21 protein-coding genes are annotated in these 22374 nt (G+C 44.0%); 12 read left to right on the top strand and 9 right to left on the bottom strand.

Annotated elements, in window-relative coordinates; all coding sequences use genetic code 11:
• Positions 1–13 precede the first annotated feature (13 nt).
• A complete protein-coding gene (locus MY523_RS06730) occupies positions 14–682 on the bottom strand; it encodes a DNA-3-methyladenine glycosylase I (protein WP_250658025.1) in 669 nt (222 codons plus the stop codon).
• A gap of 136 nt (positions 683–818) precedes the next feature.
• Between MY523_RS06730 and MY523_RS06725 the strand changes: the two genes are divergently transcribed.
• The gene (locus MY523_RS06725) at positions 819–2033 is read left to right on the top strand and encodes a pyridoxal phosphate-dependent aminotransferase (protein WP_250658024.1); all 1215 of its coding nucleotides are present in this window, start codon (positions 819–821) and stop codon (positions 2031–2033) included.
• Positions 2034–2060: 27 nt separating this feature from the next.
• Positions 2061–2507, top strand: a complete 447-nt coding sequence (locus tag MY523_RS06720; protein WP_250658023.1) for a hypothetical protein — start codon at positions 2061–2063, stop codon at positions 2505–2507.
• On the opposite strand, the gene MY523_RS06715 is transcribed toward MY523_RS06720, so the two are convergent.
• From MY523_RS06715 to MY523_RS06690, 6 genes are all read right to left on the bottom strand, one after another.
• A complete protein-coding gene (locus MY523_RS06715; protein WP_250658022.1) occupies positions 2493–3440 on the bottom strand; it encodes a class I SAM-dependent methyltransferase in 948 nt (315 codons plus the stop codon). The genes MY523_RS06720 and MY523_RS06715 overlap by 15 nt on opposite strands.
• A gap of 7 nt (positions 3441–3447) precedes the next feature.
• Positions 3448–4578, bottom strand: coding sequence for an ATP-NAD kinase family protein (locus tag MY523_RS06710; protein ID WP_250658021.1), 1131 nt, complete (start codon positions 4576–4578; stop codon positions 3448–3450).
• Positions 4579–4658: 80 nt separating this feature from the next.
• Complete coding sequence (locus tag MY523_RS06705) at positions 4659–5339, bottom strand: flagellar brake protein (RefSeq protein WP_250658020.1); 681 nt, start codon at positions 5337–5339, stop codon at positions 4659–4661.
• 36 nt (positions 5340–5375) lie between these two features.
• Complete coding sequence (gene pdxB, locus MY523_RS06700; protein WP_250658019.1) at positions 5376–6515, bottom strand: 4-phosphoerythronate dehydrogenase PdxB; 1140 nt, start codon at positions 6513–6515, stop codon at positions 5376–5378.
• A gap of 13 nt (positions 6516–6528) precedes the next feature.
• On the bottom strand, positions 6529–8016 hold the full coding sequence (locus MY523_RS06695; protein ID WP_250658018.1) for a DEAD/DEAH box helicase: 1488 nt from the start codon (positions 8014–8016) through the stop codon (positions 6529–6531).
• A gap of 146 nt (positions 8017–8162) precedes the next feature.
• Positions 8163–8708 carry an elongation factor P hydroxylase gene (locus MY523_RS06690; protein ID WP_250658017.1) on the bottom strand — a complete coding sequence of 182 codons (546 nt, stop codon included), beginning with the start codon at positions 8706–8708 and terminating at the stop codon, positions 8163–8165.
• 343 nt (positions 8709–9051) lie between these two features.
• Here MY523_RS06690 and dsbD point away from each other — a divergent pair, with 343 nt between their 5' ends.
• On the top strand, positions 9052–10926 hold the full coding sequence (gene dsbD / locus MY523_RS06685) for a protein-disulfide reductase DsbD (RefSeq protein WP_250658016.1): 1875 nt from the start codon (positions 9052–9054) through the stop codon (positions 10924–10926).
• A gap of 19 nt (positions 10927–10945) precedes the next feature.
• Here dsbD and tusA read toward each other — a convergent pair whose 3' ends face one another.
• A complete protein-coding gene (gene tusA, locus MY523_RS06680; RefSeq protein ID WP_256470520.1) occupies positions 10946–11188 on the bottom strand; it encodes a sulfurtransferase TusA in 243 nt (80 codons plus the stop codon).
• Positions 11189–11374: 186 nt separating this feature from the next.
• Here tusA and MY523_RS06675 point away from each other — a divergent pair, with 186 nt between their 5' ends.
• Positions 11375–11659, top strand: coding sequence for an antibiotic biosynthesis monooxygenase family protein (locus tag MY523_RS06675; RefSeq protein WP_250658015.1), 285 nt, complete (start codon positions 11375–11377; stop codon positions 11657–11659).
• Positions 11660–11778: 119 nt separating this feature from the next.
• Here the strand turns inward: MY523_RS06675 and rlmM are convergent, their stop codons facing one another.
• The gene (rlmM, locus tag MY523_RS06670; protein WP_250658014.1) at positions 11779–12846 is read right to left on the bottom strand and encodes a 23S rRNA (cytidine(2498)-2'-O)-methyltransferase RlmM; all 1068 of its coding nucleotides are present in this window, start codon (positions 12844–12846) and stop codon (positions 11779–11781) included.
• A gap of 88 nt (positions 12847–12934) precedes the next feature.
• Here rlmM and MY523_RS06665 point away from each other — a divergent pair, with 88 nt between their 5' ends.
• The 8 genes from MY523_RS06665 (at position 12935) to ccoG (ending at position 22324) form a co-directional block, all read left to right on the top strand.
• A complete protein-coding gene (locus MY523_RS06665; protein WP_250658013.1) occupies positions 12935–14809 on the top strand; it encodes a sensor domain-containing diguanylate cyclase in 1875 nt (624 codons plus the stop codon).
• An 83-nt stretch (positions 14810–14892) separates the two neighbouring features.
• On the top strand, positions 14893–16455 hold the full coding sequence (locus tag MY523_RS06660) for a methyl-accepting chemotaxis protein (protein ID WP_250658012.1): 1563 nt from the start codon (positions 14893–14895) through the stop codon (positions 16453–16455).
• A 33-nt stretch (positions 16456–16488) separates the two neighbouring features.
• Positions 16489–17226: a helix-turn-helix domain-containing protein gene (locus MY523_RS06655; RefSeq protein WP_250658011.1), complete on the top strand. Its 738-nt coding sequence runs from the start codon at positions 16489–16491 to the stop codon at positions 17224–17226.
• A gap of 330 nt (positions 17227–17556) precedes the next feature.
• Entirely contained in the window at positions 17557–18984 is a 1428-nt protein-coding gene (ccoN, locus tag MY523_RS06650) for a cytochrome-c oxidase, cbb3-type subunit I (protein ID WP_305883236.1), read from the top strand.
• A gap of 11 nt (positions 18985–18995) precedes the next feature.
• Entirely contained in the window at positions 18996–19604 is a 609-nt protein-coding gene (gene ccoO, locus MY523_RS06645; protein ID WP_250658010.1) for a cytochrome-c oxidase, cbb3-type subunit II, read from the top strand.
• Between the two features lie 6 nt (positions 19605–19610).
• Positions 19611–19796, top strand: a complete 186-nt coding sequence (locus tag MY523_RS06640; RefSeq protein ID WP_250658009.1) for a cbb3-type cytochrome oxidase subunit 3 — start codon at positions 19611–19613, stop codon at positions 19794–19796.
• Complete coding sequence (gene ccoP, locus MY523_RS06635) at positions 19789–20685, top strand: cytochrome-c oxidase, cbb3-type subunit III (RefSeq protein ID WP_250658008.1); 897 nt, start codon at positions 19789–19791, stop codon at positions 20683–20685. The genes MY523_RS06640 and ccoP overlap by 8 nt, the downstream gene beginning before the upstream one ends.
• A 211-nt stretch (positions 20686–20896) precedes the next feature.
• A complete protein-coding gene (gene ccoG / locus MY523_RS06630; RefSeq protein ID WP_250658007.1) occupies positions 20897–22324 on the top strand; it encodes a cytochrome c oxidase accessory protein CcoG in 1428 nt (475 codons plus the stop codon).
• The last annotated feature ends 50 nt before the right edge of the window (positions 22325–22374 follow it).

The following is a 22374-nucleotide window of genomic DNA, read 5'->3' as shown; positions in this document are numbered from 1 at the left end:
ACTCTTTTTATTGCTACTCTAACGATAACGCCAATAGCTTACTGATATGAGAAAGGGGTCTACCTGAATGCTGTTGTAGCTCGGTAAAGAAGTCGCTGACTTTCTGTATGCTCGCTTTAGATGTCGGTTTACTATCGATAATATTATGGTTTAGCAACGCGTTAACAACATCATGGGTCAAAACAAATGTATCTTTACCCACCATACGGAGAAAGTAAGGCGTAGACTGTCCACCCATTCTTTTAAAACGCTTCGAGATATGTGCCCATAATAAGGTAATATCCTGATCCCACTCGGCAATAAATTGACCAAAACTGACGCCTTGTGATGAGACTAATTCATTCATTTCAAACGCATTGACTGGAATCGTCTGCAACTTACCCCAATGACGAATGAGCCCTTTGTCCTGCATGGCCCGTTCCATAAAAGTATCGTCGATTAACACCAGTTTTTTGGGGTCAAAACCCCAGAACACCTCTTCAAAATGAGGCCATTTCGAATTAATGACCAAGTGTGTCATCCCCGCTTGAAAAATACGCCGTGTCATTGCGGACAAGTAAAATGCGTCACTTTGAGACTTAAGCTGGTCGGCAGTTAATACGTGCGGCATCGCCTTCTCAAGAGCATCCAGTGAGTCAAACTTTTTAGCTGCTAGGGAAAATACCTGATCAAAAACATGCAAAATGGAAGTCCTCGGTTTAAGGCACTAGATTATTGAATTAAATGCTTTTTCAAATGGATTGCTATTATATACAATAAGTGATCCATGAAACTAACGTTTAGAAGCCACACCACCTCATTTAAGAAAGTCAGCATTTATGAAAACAATTAAAAAGTCGAGTAAGTTAGATAACGTTTGCTATGAAATCCGCGGTGAGGTGTTGAAAGAAGCAAAAAGGCTTGAAGAAGAAGGTCACCGAATATTAAAGCTGAATATAGGTAACCCGGCGCCTTTTGGCTTTGATGTTCCAGAAGAGCTTCAAACCGATATTATTCACAATCTGCCTTCAGCTCAGGGGTACTGCGATTCAAAAGGCCTTTTCTCGGCCCGCAAAGCGGTGATGCAGTACACTCAGCAGAAAGAGATAATCGGTGTTGAAATAGAAGATATATACCTGGGCAACGGTGTTAGTGAGCTTATCGTCATGGCAATGCAAGCCCTGCTTAACCCCGATGATGAAGTACTGATCCCGGCTCCTGATTATCCGCTTTGGACTGCTGCAGTTAAGCTGAGTGGCGGAAACGCTATTCACTATAAGTGCGATGAGCAGAATGACTGGCAACCGAACATAGATGACATTCGCAGTAAAATTACCCCAAATACTAAGGCGATTGTCGTTATAAACCCGAACAACCCTACCGGCTCAGTTTATTCTCTTGAAATTCTGAACCAAATTGTTGACGTTGCCAGAGAACACGGCCTGATTGTGCTTGCCGATGAAATTTATGACAAAATCCTCTATGACGACGCCGTTCATACCTGCCTGGCGTCTCTCGCCGACGACCTGCTGTTTCTCACATTTAACGGCCTGTCAAAATCCTACAGAGCTGCGGGTTATCGGTCTGGCTGGATGATTATCAGTGGCGCAAAACATCAGGCCACTGATTTAATCGAAGGGATCGAGATGCTTTCCTCGATGAGGCTATGCGCCAATGTACCCGCCCAGTACGCGATACAAACGGCACTCGGGGGCTATCAAAGCATTAACGACTTGGTTCTCCCCGGTGGACGGCTTAGAGAACAACGGGATGTTGCATGGAAACTGCTAAATGAGATTCCCGGGGTATCATGCACTAAACCCAAAGGTGCACTTTATCTGTTTCCTAAGCTAGACCCAGAGTATTTCAATATCAAAAATGATGAACAACTCGTACTTGATCTACTAAAACAAGAGAAGATGCTGTTTGTTCAAGGGAGCGCGTTCAATATCGATGATACTCAGCATTTGAGAGTGGTTTTTCTCCCCAGAGTCGACATACTGGAAGATGCCATCGGTCGGTTTGCTCACTTTTTAAGCAAATATAAGCAATAACCTCGACAATAATAAAAACCATAAACTATGGCTGATTTACATATAGAAGATTTTTTTAAAGATGCGGCTAAAATACTAAGCCAGCTTTACATGAACTTCCCTAAAAAAAGCAGCGTCTTTGTCGAAGATATTTCGGGTGAAGACACGCCCGATGAATATGGCCTTCATGCTCCCAGGCATCAGGCTTGTTTTGGTTGTATGCTGTGGCTTGAAGAAGAGGGATATCTTCGATTTGAGTCTACAATCAGACAAGACGCCATTGACCAGGCCGTTCTGACCCAGAAATCATTTTCGCTGCTGTCACGAGTATGTAACGATGCACGTATAATTGAGCTGTCAGAGCGCAGTAACAGCCAAACAAAACAAATACCATCAGACCTTCAAACCAACATCAATCTGGTTAGAAAAATTCAACTCAAAGGCACATCAACGCAATTGGCAGAAGCGATGCAGCGTCTCTTATTTAAAGATTGAGCCGCACTCATTAACCGCCGGGCTGGTTGGTCGTTTTTTATAGTGCAATACCTTAAGGCCAACGTCTACCTGGGCTTCCCTCATCACCTCAGGGTTTTCAATCCGTTCAATAAACTCAAAGTGCTCACTGTTTAGCATCTGCTTGAAAGAGTCTACGGTAACGAGCGGGTCATTGAGGCAAAATAAAACGTCTGCATCATCAAGCGTCATTTCAGAAAGCCGCTTAACCACTTTCATGTAGTCTTTACTCACTGAAAAACTTCCCTTTTGGAACGACGGAGGGTCGACAATCACAAGCCCATAGGGGCCATATTTTTTAATTCTGCCCCAGCTTTTTAAGATATTAAGTTTTTGGAAGACAACCTGCTCTAACGGCTGTTCATTAAGCTGATGATTTTTTCTACCTACCGACAAAGCAGCTGAGCTCATGTCGATATTGATCACTTTTTCGGCACCGCCTGATATGGCTGCCACAGAGAACGAACAGGTATAGCTAAAAAGGTTAAGCACTCTGTGTCCACTCGAGTGTGCCTTTACCCATTTACGCCCATTGGCCATATCGGTAAAGAAGCCAAAATTCTGGCAATCCCCAAGGGTTAGCTGATACTTTAATCCGTTTTCAGTCATCGTTTTATCGAGTCGCACAGCTTCGCCGCTCTCATTTAAAACAGGTGCGTTCTTTAAATAGCGCATTTGAAACAACACTTGCACAGGCGCGCCTATTGGCACCGTTTCAGATAGCTTGACTGAGAACGCCTTGAGCCATGTAACCGGTCTTTCAGCGAACAAAATGACGAGCAGTGTTCCTGACAAATATTCAACCGTGATATCTTCGAAACCGTCAAGGGTTTTGCCTCTGCCATGAAAAACCCGACCACTATCTTTGTTAAGTCGTTGTATATTATGGTTAATCTCGCTAATCAGTTCGTTCATCGCCACCCTACTCCGTCAGGTACGCGACAGGGTATACAATCCGGTCATCATAGCCTGTAATTATCTGCCGCATTCCTGCTAACTGCTTGTCCAGCTGGTCATCCCCGGTATCAACAACAAGCGGGCGACCTTCCATTTCTTTAATTTTGCTTTTGGTAGCCACTATCGAAATATTTTCCAGACCTATTTTACGCAAATTGCGGGGGCTTAATTGTTGATTACCCCTGCCAAAAAGGTGTCCCTGCCCACCAATAAGCGTAATCACTAAGCGGCCGGGGTATTCAGATAGCCAGTCATGTAGCTGGCGCTCATTAACATCTTTCGCAACGAGTTTATGGTTTAGGAACAGATCAACACCTAGCAGTGAGCACTCATCACTACAGAGCGAACGCTTTATGTGCATCACAGTCCCGCCAGACCCCATTACATAAAGCGTATCGTCTTCCATCGACTCAGTGATTTCAGCAGCAATATCATCAAGTACAAGCTCTTCTAATTCCTTGCCACCACATTTTACATGCTGCAAATAGCGCCCTTCTTGAGGGGTTAGCATTTCGCCGTAGTGCCTGGATTTAACTACCCCCTCTCTAAAGGCGATCTCATCAATATCCCTGACTTCGCTTTCAGCAATCGACACAAGTCCCCCATGTATCATGTCTGCTACTAACTGACCGGCCGCTTTAGGCGTAACCGCAAACACGCCAGAATGCATTTTAACGCCAGCCGGAATCCCTAACACCGGCTGATTGGTACCAACCACCGAACAAATATCTCTGGCAGTGCCATCCCCACCGACGAACAAAATTAAATCAACCCCGGCCCCCATGACTGACAGTGCAGCTTGGCGCGTATCCTCAGCGCGTGTATGAGACTCATCTTCGGCAGCGTAAACAGCGGTATAGTTTAGTGTTGAGTGTTTAAGGCAGTCCTCCCCCATTGAGCCTGAGCACGTGATGAACGCCAATGAATCTGCAAAAGGTTCAAGAAAGTTAACGACAATCATCGCTCGCTGTATTGCCTTTGCTTCAAACCCAAGTGATTTGGCTTTCTGGTAGATATTTTCCCCATCACTGCCTTTAAGGCCTGCTGGCCCGCCAATGCCTGCTACAGGGTTTACAATAAGTCCGATTTTAAACATGCGAAGCCTAAATAAATGAAGAGAAATGTCTGAACGAATAGCGCGTTAATAATAGTGGAACGGAAGACAGAAAATACGTTTTAGACCCCATGGTCATTTTCATAAATAAAACTGGTTAGAGAAAGCGTGTCTTCATCTTTGAGATCAACAAACTGAACACCAAACGTAATATTGCCTGAACCATCATCTGCTGACTCTTTGTTGCGAATCACTGCGTTCAATTGCAGTGACCTTTTCAAACCACTGACCTCAATATCCAAAACGACAATGACCTCATGTCCTGCTTCACCAAACGATTCCGCGCTTGATATCGCCGCCCCTGTCTTACTCAGGTTTGTAATTGTTGCACTCTTTGGCCACTCATCAGTCCCTATATCGAAATCGCTATCGATTTGAACCGGAATATGAATATCAACACGCTCCGAACTTCTAACTTGAAGCGAGACGAGTTCAGTTGGATATTCCAAGTGGTAGTACGAATAAGGCTGCAATGAGCGATACTTAACCCGCGTTTCAAATGCACAAATCTGCTTTCGAATCAGCATCCTGACTGCAACAATATCACCAATTTCCAGCAGTTGTTCTTTACCATCTTTAACTGGCGGCGAAACCAGAAGGCTTTTGCCAACAAAATAGCCTATTACCTTTACATTCATGCGTCTACTAGGCGACACGGTTTCAATGGTTAATGGTGCGCCAATTGAAACACCTAGCTTCTCAAATAGTTGCTGACTGTTGTTTTGATTATTTTCGTCTGCCAAAGCTATGTCTCTATTTTATTACTGTGCGTTCAGTATCTAAGCACTTTTTACATTAAAACCTAACGCTTTAAACTGACTATGCATTGAAGAATCGGTATTTTTTAGCAAAACTTTAATCGTTGAAAACTCACGACGGGGCCTATAGCTCTTTCTTAGCTGATCAAAGGCCTGACTGCGCTGAACTTCAGTTCCGCTGAGGCTAGACATCAAAGCATAGTGATCATGCCTGACATCGTAACAAGCCCTAATTGCGGTATGCATTGACCAGCTCAGTTCTGCTTCTGAGGTGAAGTACAGCTTTGACAGTGGGGGGGAAGGTATAAACTGAGCGGCCTTATGCCGTGAAGGCAAACCAAAATGACGACACATTGCTTGATAGATCATCTCGGTACCGGCAACTTTGCCGTCCAAACTGTATCCTGCAATATGGGGAGTACCTATTGTTACCAGATTGGCCAATTCGATATCTATCGCAGGCTCAGACTCCCATACATCTAATACGGCGGTAAATGATGGCTGCTTTTGTAACTTATGCTTTAAGGCCCTCCCATCAACAACCGCGCCTCGACCTGTATTGATAAGAATTTGTTCTTCTTTAAGCCGGGAAAGCACTTCATCATTAAACATATGATGAGTGGGGTATGGGCCATCCTTCGTCAATGGCGTGTGTAGAGTAATAACATCACAGCTTAGAATTTCATCAAAAGAGACCAGGCCAGTCTGATCAATCAACGGGTCATTGCAGCAAACATCAATACCCAAGCGCTTTAAGGTTTCGACGACTCGACTGCCAACATTACCGCAACCGACAACACCCACTCTAATTTTTTCAAGATTAAGACCGTTGCTCTCTGTTAGAGACGAGAGCGCACTAACCACATATTCAACAACTGAAGTTGCATTACACCCAGGCGCACTGGCAAAGGCGATATTATTTTGCTGCAAATATTCGGTATCAATATGATCCATACCAATCGTGCAGGTACCAACAAATTTAACGTTGCTGTTTTTCAGCAAGCCCTCGTCAACGTTGGTGACTGAACGAACAAGCAAGATATCAGCATCGCCTACATTCTGAGCATTCAGTTCACGACCCGGAAACGTTTCAATGGGGCCTATATCACTGAAGAAGTTGTGTAGAAGCGGAATATTTTCATCTGCAACGATTTTCATCATTCAATCCGAATAGTTATTTTTGTGTAAGGGTCTCATCTGGGTAAGTACACTCTAACTTCATACCGATATAACGCTCTAGCTCCGGCAATAAAAACGCATCATCCTCACAGGCAAAACTAATAGACTTCCCTTCCTTGCCTGCACGCCCCGTGCGGCCAATTCGGTGCACGTAATCTTCCGGGTCTTCCGGCAAGTTATAGTTAAAGACGTGAGTGACATCATCTACGTGTATACCACGACCTGCCACATCCGTTGCCACCAGAATTTCAATGTCTCCCTTCTTAAAACCGTCCAGCGTTTTTATACGTTTATGTTGGGGAACCTCTCCAGATAGCAGCGCACATTTGATTCCCAGTCGTCTGATCGTTTCCTGTAAGCGCCTGGTTTCATCTCTACGGTTACCAAAAATGATTGCCCTTTTAACATCATTCTTTTGAATATAGTTGCAAATAACCGTTAATTTTTCGTCTGTTGAGACCATAAATACAGTTTGGTCTACCTTTTCCGTTGTTTGTTGCTCAGCTTCTATTTCGATAAATTGAGCGTCTTTAGTCCAGTTATTCACCAGGTTTAGCACGTCATCATTGAACGTTGCACTAAACAGTAACGTCTGCCTCTCACCCACCGGTTTGTTGTGCCTGATAATTCTCTTAACATCAGGAATGAAACCCATGTCGAGCATTCGATCAGCTTCATCTATAACCAGTGTTTCAACCTGATCCAGAAACACATCCTGGCTTCCCAAGAAGTCAATTAACCGACCTGGAGTTGCAACCAGAATATCGACGACTTTATCCCTCAAATGCGTACGCTGTTTCTGATAGTCAATCCCTCCCATTACCGAATAAACCTGCAAATCTGTATGAGCCGTTAGGTGATGCGCATCTTTTTCAATCTGCATCACCAGTTCACGTGTGGGTGCAATAATCAGCGCCCTGGGCTCACTCGCATAACGTTCTTCTTTAGGAATGGGGTTTAGTAGAAAGTTCTGTATCGTAGTGATTAGAAAGGCTGCTGTTTTACCCGTCCCGGTCTGAGCCTTACCTATGAAATCGTTACCTTGTAATGTATATGGTAGTGAGGCGGCCTGAATTGGGCTGCAATATTTAAAGCCCAAGTCTGCAATCGCATGCAACAATCGATTATCTAAATTAAAGTCATGAAAGCGTGACTTACCTTCTTCTGGGGGAACAACAAATTGATCAGCGGTCCACTCCTTTTGTTTTTGTTGACCACTACCGTCCTTTTTCGCGGTATCTCGTTTTTTTGCCTCAAACTTTTGCTGCTTGGGGCTGTCTTTTTTAGGATTATTTTGGCTTGCTGATGACTGGCCTTTGCCAGCTTTATCCTGCCTGTTATGGCCACTTGAGGATTTTTTCTTGCCCGCACTTGCAGGCTGACCACCATTGGGTTTTGCGCCACCGGTATTCGGTGTGTTCTTCGGCTTTAACCCCAAGATTTGGAATAGTCGGCTAAAAAGGTCAAATAATTTGTTTAACAATGGGTATTCCTTGATTTTAATAAGGTTTAGACACCCAATACTGGGTGAGTTTGTATAACATTTCAACTATATATTTATTCGCTGCACGTTTGCCTTTAATCGAATGCAAACAGCTTTACAGCATTTAATTTACAACCGTTCATTATTCACAACCGCTCTGCCAGAAACGTATCTGGAACTAGTTTACCCTCTGTTCCGTAATAGCTCACCAATATCTCGGTAAACTGCCGCGCATTGTTAGGCAAGCCTTGTTCTAAATAGAGAGCCGCCTGATTGCGCACGTTTTGCGTAAAAGTCGCTGCCGTTGGTGAAACCTCCCCCCCGAGATTGTCGGCACTAATGTTGAACTTGACCCCTGCCGCAACAGAGAAAATCCATTCCAGCGCCTGGGGCTTTACCTCGACCTGCTCAAATGCGTGCTGCTGCTCTATTGTTCTTCCATCCGGCTCATACCAGTATCCAAAGTCGACAAGCTTACGCCTTGCTTCACCCGCAATGCACCAATGACTTATCTCATGTAATGCGCTGCTGAAATAACCATGGGCAAACACAATGTGATTGTGAGGCTGCTTATCACTTGAGGGAAGGTAGATAGGTTCGTCTTCACCCTTAACTAATATAGTGTTCTCGGTATATTTGAAGCAGTCATTAAATAGCGTTATAAGGTTGGCTACGTCTTGGTTTACAGGCATTAACTACGAATTCTCTTTAATATGCCCCAATATCTACTCATAGAACATGGTGGCATATAAAACATTAATAAATATTAACCAACGAAACTTGATAATCAACCACCGAAACGGTAAAAACCTCGAAGCGTTGGCGGGCCCTTTTGGCTCATTACCCAAATGAGTACATAAAAACCCAAATGCCAAACAAAAAGTGAGCAAGCTCTCGTTATTCACATAATTCAACGCGAGAATTTCGCGTTTATTAACCAAGGTCACTTACTAAAAGGAACTTTGGCATTATATTGGCGTCAGACGTATAAAGTGTGCGTCAAACTACTGTTTCATAATTAAGCGGCTAAATTTTATGCACAGGTTTTTATCCCTAATAGCATTTATTCTACTTATTTCTTCATCAAGTTCATACGCCCTGCAAGGCACTAACGGCTCTACGTTCGGTAAAAGCTTGTTTGGAGACGCTGAATTTCTTCCTGTCGATAACGCATTTCATTTTAGCTCAAGCGTTGAAGGAGAAAGTCTTGTCTTATCCTGGCAAATTGAAGAAGGGTATTACCTCTATAAAGAGCGCTTTAAGTTTAGCTTACCCGATACCAACGGTAGCTTGGGTAGCCCCGTCTTTTCAAGGCAAGGTTCCGAAAAAGATGATCCTAACTTCGGCAAGGTCACGGTGTTTCATGAAGACATTGACATCAGGATACCTGTATCGCTAGCAGGCCTTTCAGAAACCCCGGTCGAAGTGAGCTATCAAGGCTGTGCCGATGCTGGGCTGTGCTATCCTCCGCAAACCAAAACCGCCCTCTTTTTAACTAACGCACAAACCGATAGTAACGGTAACGGTAACGGCAACAGCGCACAAAGCTCAGTGCCCGCAAAGGCGGGCGTTGCGCCAGATTATGAGAGTGCCAGCGGCATATTTAGCTTCATTCAGTCAGCATCCTTACCTGCAATAATCGGCATATTTTTTCTCCTGGGTATCGGGTTGACATTTACACCCTGCGTTTTTCCAATGATCCCCATTATTTCCAGCATTATTGCCGGCCAGAAAAACCCCAGTACCTGGAAATCATTCAGCCTGTCATTATCATATGTTTTAGGTATGTCTCTGACCTACGCAACAGCTGGCGTTGTTACCGGCATGCTCGGCGCAAGTGCAAATATACAAGCCTATCTACAAGCGCCCGCAGTACTTATAACGTTTTCAATAATCTTTGTACTTCTCTCACTTTCCATGTTTGGATTCTATGAGTTACAACTACCTGAGGGGCTTCGAAATCGCCTGAACAACACCAGTCAGGGTATTAAGGGCGGAAAGTCAGTTGGCGTCTTCTTTATCGGTGCGCTGTCGGCACTCATTGTATCGCCATGTGTTTCAGCGCCTCTTGCAGGCGCACTGCTATATATCAGTACAACGGCCGATGCAACGCTTGGAGGGCTTTCTCTTTTTGCGCTTGGCCTGGGTATGGGCGTTCCACTCATCGCAGTAGGTGTAGGAGGAGGTAAGTTTTTACCCAAAGCCGGTCACTGGATGGAAACCATAAAAACCGTATTTGGGATAATGCTCATCGGTGTCGCAATATGGTTGCTCGAACGATTACTTCCATCATCAATTACCTTAATGCTATGGTCTTTATTGGCAGGGTTGACCGGGGCTCAAATGGGCGCCTTCGAAGCAGCCCAAGCGGGCAAACAAAGAGTAATCAAGGGGCTCGGGCTGTTTCTCGTATTGTATGCTTCAACTCTTTTTATCGGCGCACTCACTGGGGCACAGGATCCACTTAACCCACTTGAAAATATCGTAACGAAGAACACCCAGCAGGCCTCAACAGAGCAACAGACGCACACCCCGTTCAACACGGTCTATAACTTGAACCAATTCAATAGCGAGATAGAGCGCTCTAAAGCGACAGAAAAACCGGTTTTGTTAGATTTTTACGCTGACTGGTGTATTAGCTGCAAAGTAATGGAAAGAGAAGTGTTTACTCAACCATCAGCCGCTCAACTAATGTCTCATTTCACCTTGGTGCAGGCAGATGTTACTGAAAACGATCAAGGCAACCAGAGGTTGCTCGATACATTCGGCCTATTTGGCCCTCCTTCAATTTTATTTTTTAACCCCAATGGAGACGAATTAGTTGAGTATAGAGTGATGGGGGAACTAAACGAAGAGCAGTTTATAAAACAGCTGACAAACGTGCTCAGCGCCCTAAATAAAGCGACATAACGAGCACGCCACATTCTGTTTAGGATGCGCCCTTTCTAATTACATAGTAATAGCATGAATCTTCTTCACGCTGTTCAACTAGCTCATGCCCGAGAAAGTTGCAGAACTTGGGTATATCTCTTTTGGTCGACGGGTCGGTGGCAACAACCTCCAGCAAGCCCCCTTCTTCGATTTCTCCAATTTTGGTATGCAACATCATCACAGGCTCGGGGCAATATAGCCCCTTGGTATCCAGCCGGGCGCTCTCTTTCTCGTGACTCACTTTGATTTACCTAGATAATTATTTAATTAAGAATTAAGAACAAAAAATTGACTGACATTTCGTTCCAAAATCAGCCATGCCGTACTATTATAATTCATATAACCTTTAAAACAGTTCTATAGCATACAGCGACTTAGGCGGCTTATGCTAATAAATACTTAAATCAGAAAAAAGGAATTCAACTATATGATCAGAGTGATTATTGAACGACATATTGCTCATACCTTAGAAACAACCTATGAACTGGTAGCAAAGAGAACACTGCAAAAGGCAGTGTCCGCAGATGGGTTTATATCGGGTGAGTCACTAAGAAACGCAGATGACCCCAACCACCGTTTAATCTTATCAAACTGGAGAAGTGTTCAAGACTGGTACCGCTGGTTTCAATCTGAAGAACGAAAAGAAATGATGAACGAACTAAACCCTATACTTGAGACTGAAGAGAAAGTAACCATACTCGAACAAGCCTAGCGCTACATGCCTGCAAATCCGTCACTGCAAAGCCTGTCTTCATGCAATTATCCAATTTAGCTTTGCAGCTGATTTTTAGTAATCGATCACCATGCAACCAGTTAATATTAAGCGAAACACTACATCACCTGTATAAAGCAGGTGATTTCCTCTCGATCATGATATAGATGTTTAGCTTGAATTCTGCAACGCTGGTTATTTTCAGCCAAAGCAGACTCGATTAATTGGAGGCACTCTTGCACCTCCTGATAGCGTTTTTTCATCGGTAATTTCAAATTAAATACTGTTTTTGTACAATACCCACCAACAAGCCACTCGATAATCATCGCGCTTACACGCTTGGGCTTGTCAACTATATCACACACCATCCAATCTACCTTTTTGGCAGGTTTATAAACAAATCCGTCCTCGAGTACGTGTGTAACATGGCCACTATTCATTAACCCTTCATCCATAGGGCCGTGATCTACAGAAAAAACATCCATCCCTTGATTAACCAATTGCCAAGTCCAGCCACCAGGGCAAGCCCCGAGATCAACCGCTTTTTGGTGCCCCCCAAGGAGGTCATACCACTCATCTGGATGCAAGAAAGTTCGCCATGCTTCTTCTAGCTTCAGCGTAGAGCGGCTAGGTGCGTCTTTTGGAAATTTTAACCTTGGAATACCCAAGTGATCCCGGCTGCTGTTTTCTTTATCCAGCTCCCCGATATAAACTTTATCGAAGTCTGAAAAAAACAAGCACAATGTATGTAAGCGCGAGTCCTGTTTAGGTGTCAGAAATCCATTACCTCTGAGCGCCTTAGCAATAGGGGCAGTAAACTTTCTAACGAATGTTTTCAGGTGTGCGGCACCTTCACTATCAGGACAGTCCACAGAGACTCTGCCCCAAGTATTTTTATCCTCATTAGCGAGAAACTCCAATATGGGCTGTACACGGTCTTCTCTTGGAACGTCGTCTAACGGCTCACTTACGCGAGCCCACTGACGAGCAAAAACAAGTTCACTTAATTGAACCTGCTTAAATATTTTTGAGGCATCTTTGGCTGTAGGTAAAACAAACTCAACAAACCCTTGCCCTTTATTGGTTCTGCAATAACCAAATACGCCCAAATACGACGCTTTGTCTTGTATTTCCTGGGAGCACTCACCTTCGAAGCCGGCACGGCAGTACAATAATATTATGTTCATTTTTACCAATTATCGGTGTATTTTGTATATATATTAATCATCAACGGCAATATAATTACGTCTGCCATTATCTAATAAAACTATAAAAATGATTAAACGGGTTTACCTTTTTCTGCCTGCCAAGGCTACAGGTTTGTTGCTTTCGGTGATGCTTCTATTGTTATCGGGTTCAAGCCTTGCGAGTACATCTGACAAACCATGTAACGGTGCTTGCAGCCTCTATCTTCTTTCACCTGATAGCCCGATTCACGACTTGGCATCTGCAATCGCGTATTATGAAGACAAACCTGCCAAATTGACACTAAATGACGTCATTGAACTCGATAAAGCGTTAGCATTTACAAAATCAGAAGGTAACGCCCCATCTTTTACCAGCACAGACTCTGCCTACTGGTTTCACGTTAAGCTGCTCAATAGCACCGATATGCCCATAACCTGGTATGCACAAATTAACTACCCATTACTCGATGATATTAGCTTTAATATAGTCCGCAAAACCGGTGTATCCTCAATAGACACTGGCGACTCAAAACCTTTTGACTCAAGACCTGTCAATCATCAGTATTTTGTATTCCCTATATTATTCGAACCAAACGAAGAATTAGATATTTATGTGCGAGTCGTATCCAGCGGCGCTATCACCCTTCCGTTGCAGCTTTATCAAGCAGAAGAACTTTTATCGACGAGCAATACACATTCGCTGCTTCAGGGGCTTCATTACGGCACCCTGCTAATCCTATCTATTTACAATTGCCTGCTATTTGGCTCAACGAGGAGTGCGTCGTATCTATACAATGCGCTTTATATGCTCTCCCTTGGGTTGTTTATGTTCTCCATTAGCGGCCTTTCCTTTCAGTATATATGGCCAGATAATCCGGGCATTGCCAATACATCCATACCTGTCACAGAAGGCTTTGTAATACTAACAATTGCGCTGTTTGCCCGATCATTCCTCCTAACATCTGAGGAGCAACACAACACTCTCAGAGCAATCAATGTCATTACGGCATTTGGTGTCGTTATTATCTTACTTGGCCTCACGACCCCTTATCATATCGCGGTTAAAGTAGGCACTCTTCTTGGAGTTATAGCGATAGTGATCGTATACCTGATTGGCGTTACACGTCTCTCAGAAAACTATAAACCCGCTAAACAGTTTGTTCTTGCCTGGACAATATTTCTCGCAGCCGCCCTAACCTACGCGTTGGCAACATTCGGCTTTATACCTAACCAATTTATTCAAGAATATATCATTCGGATAGCAACTGGCGCGCAGGTGATTTTTATCAACATCGCTTTGGCCACGCGTGTAAGAGTACTAAACCAACAACTCATTGATTCAGAAACAAAAGCCAAAGAAACACTGGAAAGCCAGGTGGCACAGAGAACGCAGCAACTCGAAAAGGCAATGACAACGTTATCGAACCTTAATGAGACGTTACAAAGCATTAGCACAACGGATGAATTGACAGGCATTGCAAACCGGCGATTTTTTAATGACACACTTGACGAGAACATTAAACTGGCAAACCGAGAGCAACAGTCACTAAGCCTTTTACTCATCGATATTGATCACTTTAAACTGGTGAACGACGCTTATGGGCATTTAGTGGGAGACAAGTGTCTAATACACTTAACAACGGTTATTAACCATTGCCTTCATAGACCGGGGGACTTCCTTGCTCGGTATGGTGGAGAAGAGTTCGCTGCGGTTTTACCGAATACTTCGTCATCCGGGGCCGAGTTAATTGCAAGACACATTCTGGACTCTGTAAGGCAAAGCCATTTTACAGCATCAGGGCTCGAACTATCACTAACCGTTAGCATTGGTATCACCACCCATGATGCGCCCATAAGCGATAAGAATATTCTCATTAGAGAAGCCGACCAAGCATTATATCTTGCCAAAAACAGTGGGCGTAACAACTGCAAGCGATATCAGCAACAGGTAACCACCACCTAATTGATTGAAGATCATTTGTCTAACGCTGAATCGCCACCTATTCTTAAGGTTTAACCTTTACTCTTTTAACTAGTGGATAGTTAGTGCAAAAAATCTTATCTAATACAACCGAAGAGCGATGTTTTGATGCTGCGACATCCCTGGTTTCCAGAACAAACGGCGAAGGAGAAATCGAATATTGCAATGATGCATTTATTGAAATTTCCGGTTTCTCTGCGGAAGAATTATTAGGCAAACACCACAATATCCTTCGCCACCCAGAAGTGCCTAAGCCCGTTTATGAAGAATTATGGCAAACGATAAAAAGCGGTAACCCATGGATGGGGATCATTAAAAACAGGAGCAAGAACGGAGAGTTTTTCTGGCTTGATCTATATATCGAACCACTAATTGAAAACGGGGATGTTATTGGGTATGAATCAGTTGGCGTTGCAGCAACTGATCAACAAAAATTAAGAGCAGAGATTATTTATTCACGCATAAACCAAGGGCTGAAGCAGTACACTCCCAAGCATTATAAGATCCCGCCCTTCACCATTGGCTTACTCTCCTATGCGATATTGGCCAGCATTTGCGTGGCACTGGTACGAACCGCACCGCTATCCTGGTCGCTGCCAATTATTGCGCTGGTGACCATTATCACTGGCTCTTTTTTTAGTTTATACCTCACCCGAGAATCTAAATATATAAAGGATATTGTCAATCGGGTTTCCTCAAGTAAAACAACCCAATACATGTACACGGGTAAAGTATCTCACACATCAAACATTCATACCGCTCTGAAAACACTGGAGAGACAGCGCGGTGTAATGAAGCTTCGTTACAAACAATCAGCAAGTGACATTATTACCTTGTCTTCATTTATAGATGGCTCGAGGAATAGTATTCAAGAGGATATTAAGTCTTATAACGAACAATTTGAGACACTATCAAAACAACTATCAGATTGCATTTCCCATTCCGAAACATTGCTGCTATCAGAAAGGGGCAGTAAATGCACAAGTGAAGCCCTACTCGACCTGGCAACAAAAGCCAATAATGACAGCAGCCAATTTTTGGGACAAACCCAACAACTCTGTAACAATGCTCTTCACGCAACAACGCTGTCCGATAAACTCATTGAAGACGGTGAGCAGATCGCGGTCATTCTATCCGAGATTAAGGGCATTGCCGAGCAAACAAACCTGCTAGCATTGAACGCATCAATTGAAGCCGCAAGAGCAGGAGACGCAGGTAGAGGGTTTGCAGTTGTAGCGGACGAAGTCAGAACACTGGCAACAAAAACACAACAATCAACAGAGTCGATCGATCAAATAATTGAAGCCCTAAACCTAGATACCGCTGCTACAAAAAGCGAGCTAACTACGACTGTACAAAACGCCCAAGAGACAGTTGCCGGGCTAGAACAGCTTAGTTTGTCCCTAAAAGAAGTTAGCCGCGTTGCTCAGCTGTTAAACCAAAACCGCACAGATAAAGAAGCAAACCCGGCTAATCAACCGTTATTTAATGACTTACAGGTGTTGCTGAATGCATTACGAGTCGCACACGAAAAAACAGAGCTCGAAGTAATGAGCAGCCTTAACAACAGCAGTGACGTTCAAACGACAGCCAAAAAGTATTTGGAGCTGGTTGATCGTTATCAATGACCAAAACCTGTGCACTGGCGTTTAATCCTTTTTATGAAATATATTCACTTACCCACCTCAGAGAACTCTCGCCATATAAACTGCAGTGATTGCGCACTCTCTCCAATTTGTGAACCTACCCCCATTGGAAGTGTCGAGTTTGACGTTAAAGAAACGCTACTAATGAAGAAGCAGCCGTTTAAAACAGGTGAACTCATTTATAAGGAAGGCCAACCTTTTGAGTTCCTGTACGCAATCACATCAGGTTCTGCTAAAGAAGTATGTTTATATGGTCAGCCGCAAGAGCAAGTAATATCGTTTAAATTGAAAGGAGAGCTAGCGGGTCAAAATGCAGTAGCAACCGATATATACCCCAATTCATTGGTTGCTCTGGAAGACTGCGATATTTGCGTTCTCCCGTATAAAGATGTTCTCGAAAGTGCGACCAGCCTTCCTCAGCTGTTGACCAAAATAGTCACATTATTTTCTATCGATAGCTATCATGAGTCTGAAGTTAGAAAGAGTCTTGCCTCCGCAACAACCGCAGAAAGTAAAGTCGCGGCATTCCTTTACAACATTTCACTCCGCCATAAAAACCGCAATCAGAACTATATTGATATTAAACTAAGCATGAGCAGGAGTGACATCGCCAACTATCTGGGCATTACTAAAGAAACGCTTAGCCGCTCACTTACGAGAATTCAAAATAGAGATCTTATCGAGACGAGTGGCAAGTACATTCACATATCAAACTTTGAGCATTTGAAAGAGGCTCAAGGGCTTAGTATTTAAGCCAAACACCCCTTACCTGCAACAAAATACCTCCATAGAGGTATTTTTGTATTTGATATTGACATATATCAACCCCCCTATAACCACCTACAAAATACACTTTGTCCATGAGGTGCGTCTATTGACATTTATCAATAACAAAACGTATCCTTCGCGCGCTGCTACTATAGATATCAATCGATTTTGATCGATTGATTCATAGGGCAGCAAATAGGTTGGAATAACTGGTCGGGAGCACGGTTATGTTTTTTCAACGACAAAGAGATAGCTAACGTTATTTCTAGTAGTCCTCTTCACTTCTAGCTTGTGATAAAAATTGGATCCTGAATAATGAGCACAGTAAACAATCAGACGACATACAACTACAAAGTGGTGCGCCAATTCGCCATTATGACTGTCGTGTGGGGTATTGTTGGGATGGCCGCCGGCGTATTGATCGCCTCGCAACTTGTATGGCCAGAACTCAACTTCGATACGGCCTGGCTTAGCTTTGGTCGCCTTCGTCCGCTTCACACTAATGCAGTTATATTCGCTTTTGGTGGTTCTGCACTTTTTGCAACCTCCTTCTACGTTGTGCAGCGCACCTGTCAAGCACGACTATTTTCCGACTCTCTGGCGTCTTTCGTCTTCTGGGGCTGGCAGCTGGTTATCGTATTAGCCGCGATTACCTTACCTCTGGGTTACACTTCTTCTAAAGAGTATGCAGAACTGGAGTGGCCAATCGATATCTTAATTACTATCGTTTGGGTCGGTTATGCAGTGGTTTTCTTTGGTACTATCATGAAGCGTAAAGCCAAGCATATCTACGTTGCTAACTGGTTCTTTGGCGCATTCATCATAACGGTTGCCGTTCTGCATATCGTAAACAACCTTGAAATACCCGTTACGCTATGGAAGTCTTACTCTATCTACCCTGGCACTATCGATGCGATGGTTCAGTGGTGGTACGGCCATAACGCGGTAGGATTCTTCCTGACTGCAGGCTTTTTGGGCATCATGTACTACTTTGTGCCAAAGCAGGCAGAGCGCCCTGTTTACTCCTATAGACTATCGATCGTTCACTTTTGGGCCTTGATATCAATTTATGTGTGGGCTGGTTCGCACCACCTTCACTACAGTGCACTTCCTGACTGGGCTCAAAGCGCAGGTATGGTAATGTCCCTGATCCTTCTTGCTCCATCTTGGGGTGGTATGATCAACGGTATGATGACACTATCGGGTGCATGGGATAAATTGCGTACTGATCCTATTTTGCGCTTCCTTGTCGTATCACTGTCTTTCTACGGTATGTCGACCTTTGAAGGTCCAATGATGGCAATCAAGACTGTTAATGCGCTATCTCACAATACCGACTGGACTGTAGGTCACGTTCACTCTGGCGCACTCGGCTGGGTTGCGATGGTTTCTATCGGTGCAATGTACCACTTGATTCCAAAACTATATGGCCTCAAGGGCATGTATAGCACATCAATGATTAACGCACACTTCTGGTTGGCGACTATAGGTACTGTACTTTACATCGCTGCGATGTGGGTTAACGGTATTATGCAGGGCTTGATGTGGAGAGCGATAAACGACGATGGAACACTAACCTATAGCTTCGTTGAATCACTTGAAGCAAGCCATGCAGGTTATCTTGTCCGGGCCATTGGCGGCGCTATATTCCTTGCCGGAATGCTGATCATGGCTTACAACGTATGGATGACTGTGCGCGTAAAAGACGCTCAGGCTCTTGACAACGTCCCACAGACAGCTTAAGGAGGTTTAGCATGAATCATGAAGTTGTAGAAAAAAACCTTGGGCTGATGATTGTTCTGGTTATTGTAGCAATCAGTTTTGGCGCACTAGTTGAAATTGTTCCTCTGTTTTTCTCAAAGCAGGTAAACGAACCTATTGCAGGACTTAAGCCTTTAAACGCCCTTCAGCTGGAAGGTCGCGATATCTATATCCGTGAAGGCTGTCACGTTTGCCATACACAGATGATCAGACCCTTCAGAGCTGAAACCGAGCGTTACGGTCACTACTCTGTTGCCGGAGAGCACGTATACGAGCATCCATTCTTGTGGGGCTCCAAGCGTACCGGACCTGATTTGGCACGTGTAGGCGAACGATACAGTGACGACTGGCACAGAGCTCACCTATACAACCCAAGAAACGTTGTACCTGAGTCTAAGATGCCGTCTTACCCATGGTTATTTACCGCGAAGATCGACCACAAGATCACTCCAAAACGTATGGAGGCTCTAAGAGCTGTAGGTGTTCCGTACACGGATGAGGATATTGCTGGTGCATCCGAAGCAGTAAAAGGTAAAACCGAAATTGAAGCAATGGTGGCTTATCTTCAGCAGCTGGGTACAGTGCTCAAGAACAAGCGGTAATACATCATGGATATTAATACGTTACGTGGCATTTCAACAATATTGGTAATGATAGCGTTCATCGGTATTTGCCTTTGGGCTTATAGCTCAAAGCGTAAAAAAAACTTTGATGACGCGGCTAATCTGCCTTTTGAAGATGAAGAGATAGCCAAACGTACTACGATCGAAACGGAGAAAAAAGACCATGAGTAGTTTTTGGAGCGCATGGATCATAATCATCAGTTTGGGTAGCGTCTTCGGTTGCTGGTGGCTTCTATACGCAACCCGAAAGAGCCAAACAAGTAATACTGAAACAGAAGAAACAACGGGCCACACCTATGATGGCATTGAGGAACTGGACAACCCACTTCCAAAATGGTGGTTCTACATGTTTCTTGCGACAATCTTTTTCGGGCTAGCTTACTATGCTCTTTACCCTGGTTTGGGTTCATACCCTGGCCTTCTTGGTTGGACCTCTACCAACCAGTGGGAACAAGAAGTTGAAGAAGCAGACGCTGAATACGGGCCAATATTTGCCGCATTCGCTGAGAAGTCAGTTGAAGATCTTTCAAAAGACCCAGCTGCGCTTAAAGTCGGCCAGCGTCTGTTTGCAAACAACTGTGCGATATGTCACGGCTCAACCGCTAGAGGGTCACTAGGCTTTCCAAACCTGACTGATTCTGATTGGTTGTATGGTGGCTCTGCTGATGCTATCAAACAAACGATTGGGCACGGTAGAAACGGGAATATGCCAGCAAAAGGTTTAAATCCTGCAATGTCAAAGTCTGACATTGATGATCTAACAAACTACCTTTTGGCGTTTAGCAACAGAGCTGAAGACAAAGCATCAAGTGAGCGTGGAGCAGCGATGTTCCAAACTGCTTGCGCGGCTTGTCACGGAGCTGATGCAAAAGGCAATTTGGCAATGGGTGCTCCAAACTTAACAGATAATGTTTGGCTCTACGGTGGCACACCATCGATGATCAAACAAACAATTGAGTTTGGTCGTGCTGGTGTAATGCCAGCCCACAATGAGCTTCTTGGTGAAGAGAAGGTTCATGTGCTGTCAGCCTATATTTATAGCCTTTCACAAGGCAAATAGGTTAGTTGAGGAGGGTGCAACGCCCCTCCTCTAACTTTCTAGCAAAGCTAGAATCAGAAGCGCTTAATTTGACCGATAACAGCGCAAAAACTCATTAATAGAGATTGATCGGTAGCAAACGTTAGTTAATCCAAACGACTCCACTAGTCTTTTTATGCAATGTAGTTAAACCAAACTCCATTGCTAAACAGATTAAAATACGGTGAGTGCAATGAGCGCCAATATTCCTGTCAAAAACATAGATCCCTCTCCTAAGAAAAAGCCTGAAGAAACGACAATTGATCTTTATGCTTCAAGGAAAAAGATATATGTAAAAGAAATAACCGGTGTATTTCAACGAATCAGAACCGCCTCACTGTGGCTCTTAATGAGCATGTACTTTATTTTTTGCTGGGTTTCGATCAATGGTGAACAGCTAATATATTTTGATATTCCTGGTCGGAAGTTCCACCTGTTTGGCGAAACATTCTGGCCCCAGGACTTTGTCTTGCTCTCCTGGCTTCTCATCATTTGTGCCTTTGGGTTGTTCTTTATCACCTCACTGTTTGGCCGCATCTGGTGTGGCTATACATGCCCTCAAACCGTATGGACATTCATCTTTATGTGGGCTGAGGAGAAAGTCGAAGGGAGCAGAAATAAGCGAATTAAACTGGACAAAGCACCCAATGACGCCTCTAAAACCCTTAAAAAAGTTATTAAACACAGTATATGGCTTCTAATCGCTTTCGCGACTGGGCTAACATTTGTTGGTTATTTTTACCCTATTCGTGAGCTGGTCGTTGACTTTTTCAGCTTTAACTTTATCGGTGGCTGGGCTTACTTCTGGATCCTGTTTTTCACTGCTGCCACGTACATTAATGCGGGCTGGTTAAGGGAGCAAGTCTGTCTTTACATGTGCCCATACGCACGTTTCCAGTCAGTAATGTTTGATAAAGATACAATGGTTGTTTCATACAACCCCAACCGGGGGGAGCCGCGAGGCAGCCGGAAAAAATCTGCTGACCCCAAACAAGCAGGACTAGGGGATTGCGTCGATTGTGGAATGTGTGTCCAGGTATGCCCTACTGGAATTGACATTCGCGATGGTCTTCAATATGAATGTATTGGTTGTGCCCTCTGCATTGACGCCTGTGACCAGATAATGGACAAGATGAATTATCCGAAAGGGCTTATCAGCTACAGCACCGAGAACTCACTAGAAGGAAAGCAGAGCCATCTTGTTCGCCCAAAATCAGTGGGTTATGGTTTGATGCTGCTGTTTATGATTGCGTCTGTCATCTACGGGGTAACATCCAGAGTACCATTGGGTCTTGATGTTATTAAAGACCGCGGTGCGCTATACCAACTAACCGGAATGGGCCTGGTAGAAAACTCTTACACGCTTAAGGTCATTAATATGTCTGACCAGCCGCGTGAGTTTGAGCTGGCGGTTACCGGTATAGAAGGTCTATCAATCTCGACAGAGACAAGGTTCACGGTAAACTCAGGTGAAGTCTACTCTTTACCCACAAGTATTGAAGTCGACCCCGCTAACATGACACAAACCAACCATGACATTGAGTTTGTCGTTATTGCCAACGATGACAAGTCTGTTAAAGCAACATCAGACAGTCGTTTTCTTGGCCCGCTTAGTTATTAATTTGCTCTCGAATCAATCCCAAAACCAAGAGTCAATATGCATTTGACGCT

This window comes from Alkalimarinus coralli, assembly GCF_023650515.1.
GTDB classification, from domain to species: Bacteria; Pseudomonadota; Gammaproteobacteria; order Pseudomonadales; family Oleiphilaceae; genus Alkalimarinus; species Alkalimarinus coralli.
The sequence above is the reverse complement of the archived record's forward strand: the minus strand, read 5'-3'. Positions and strand labels throughout refer to the sequence as shown.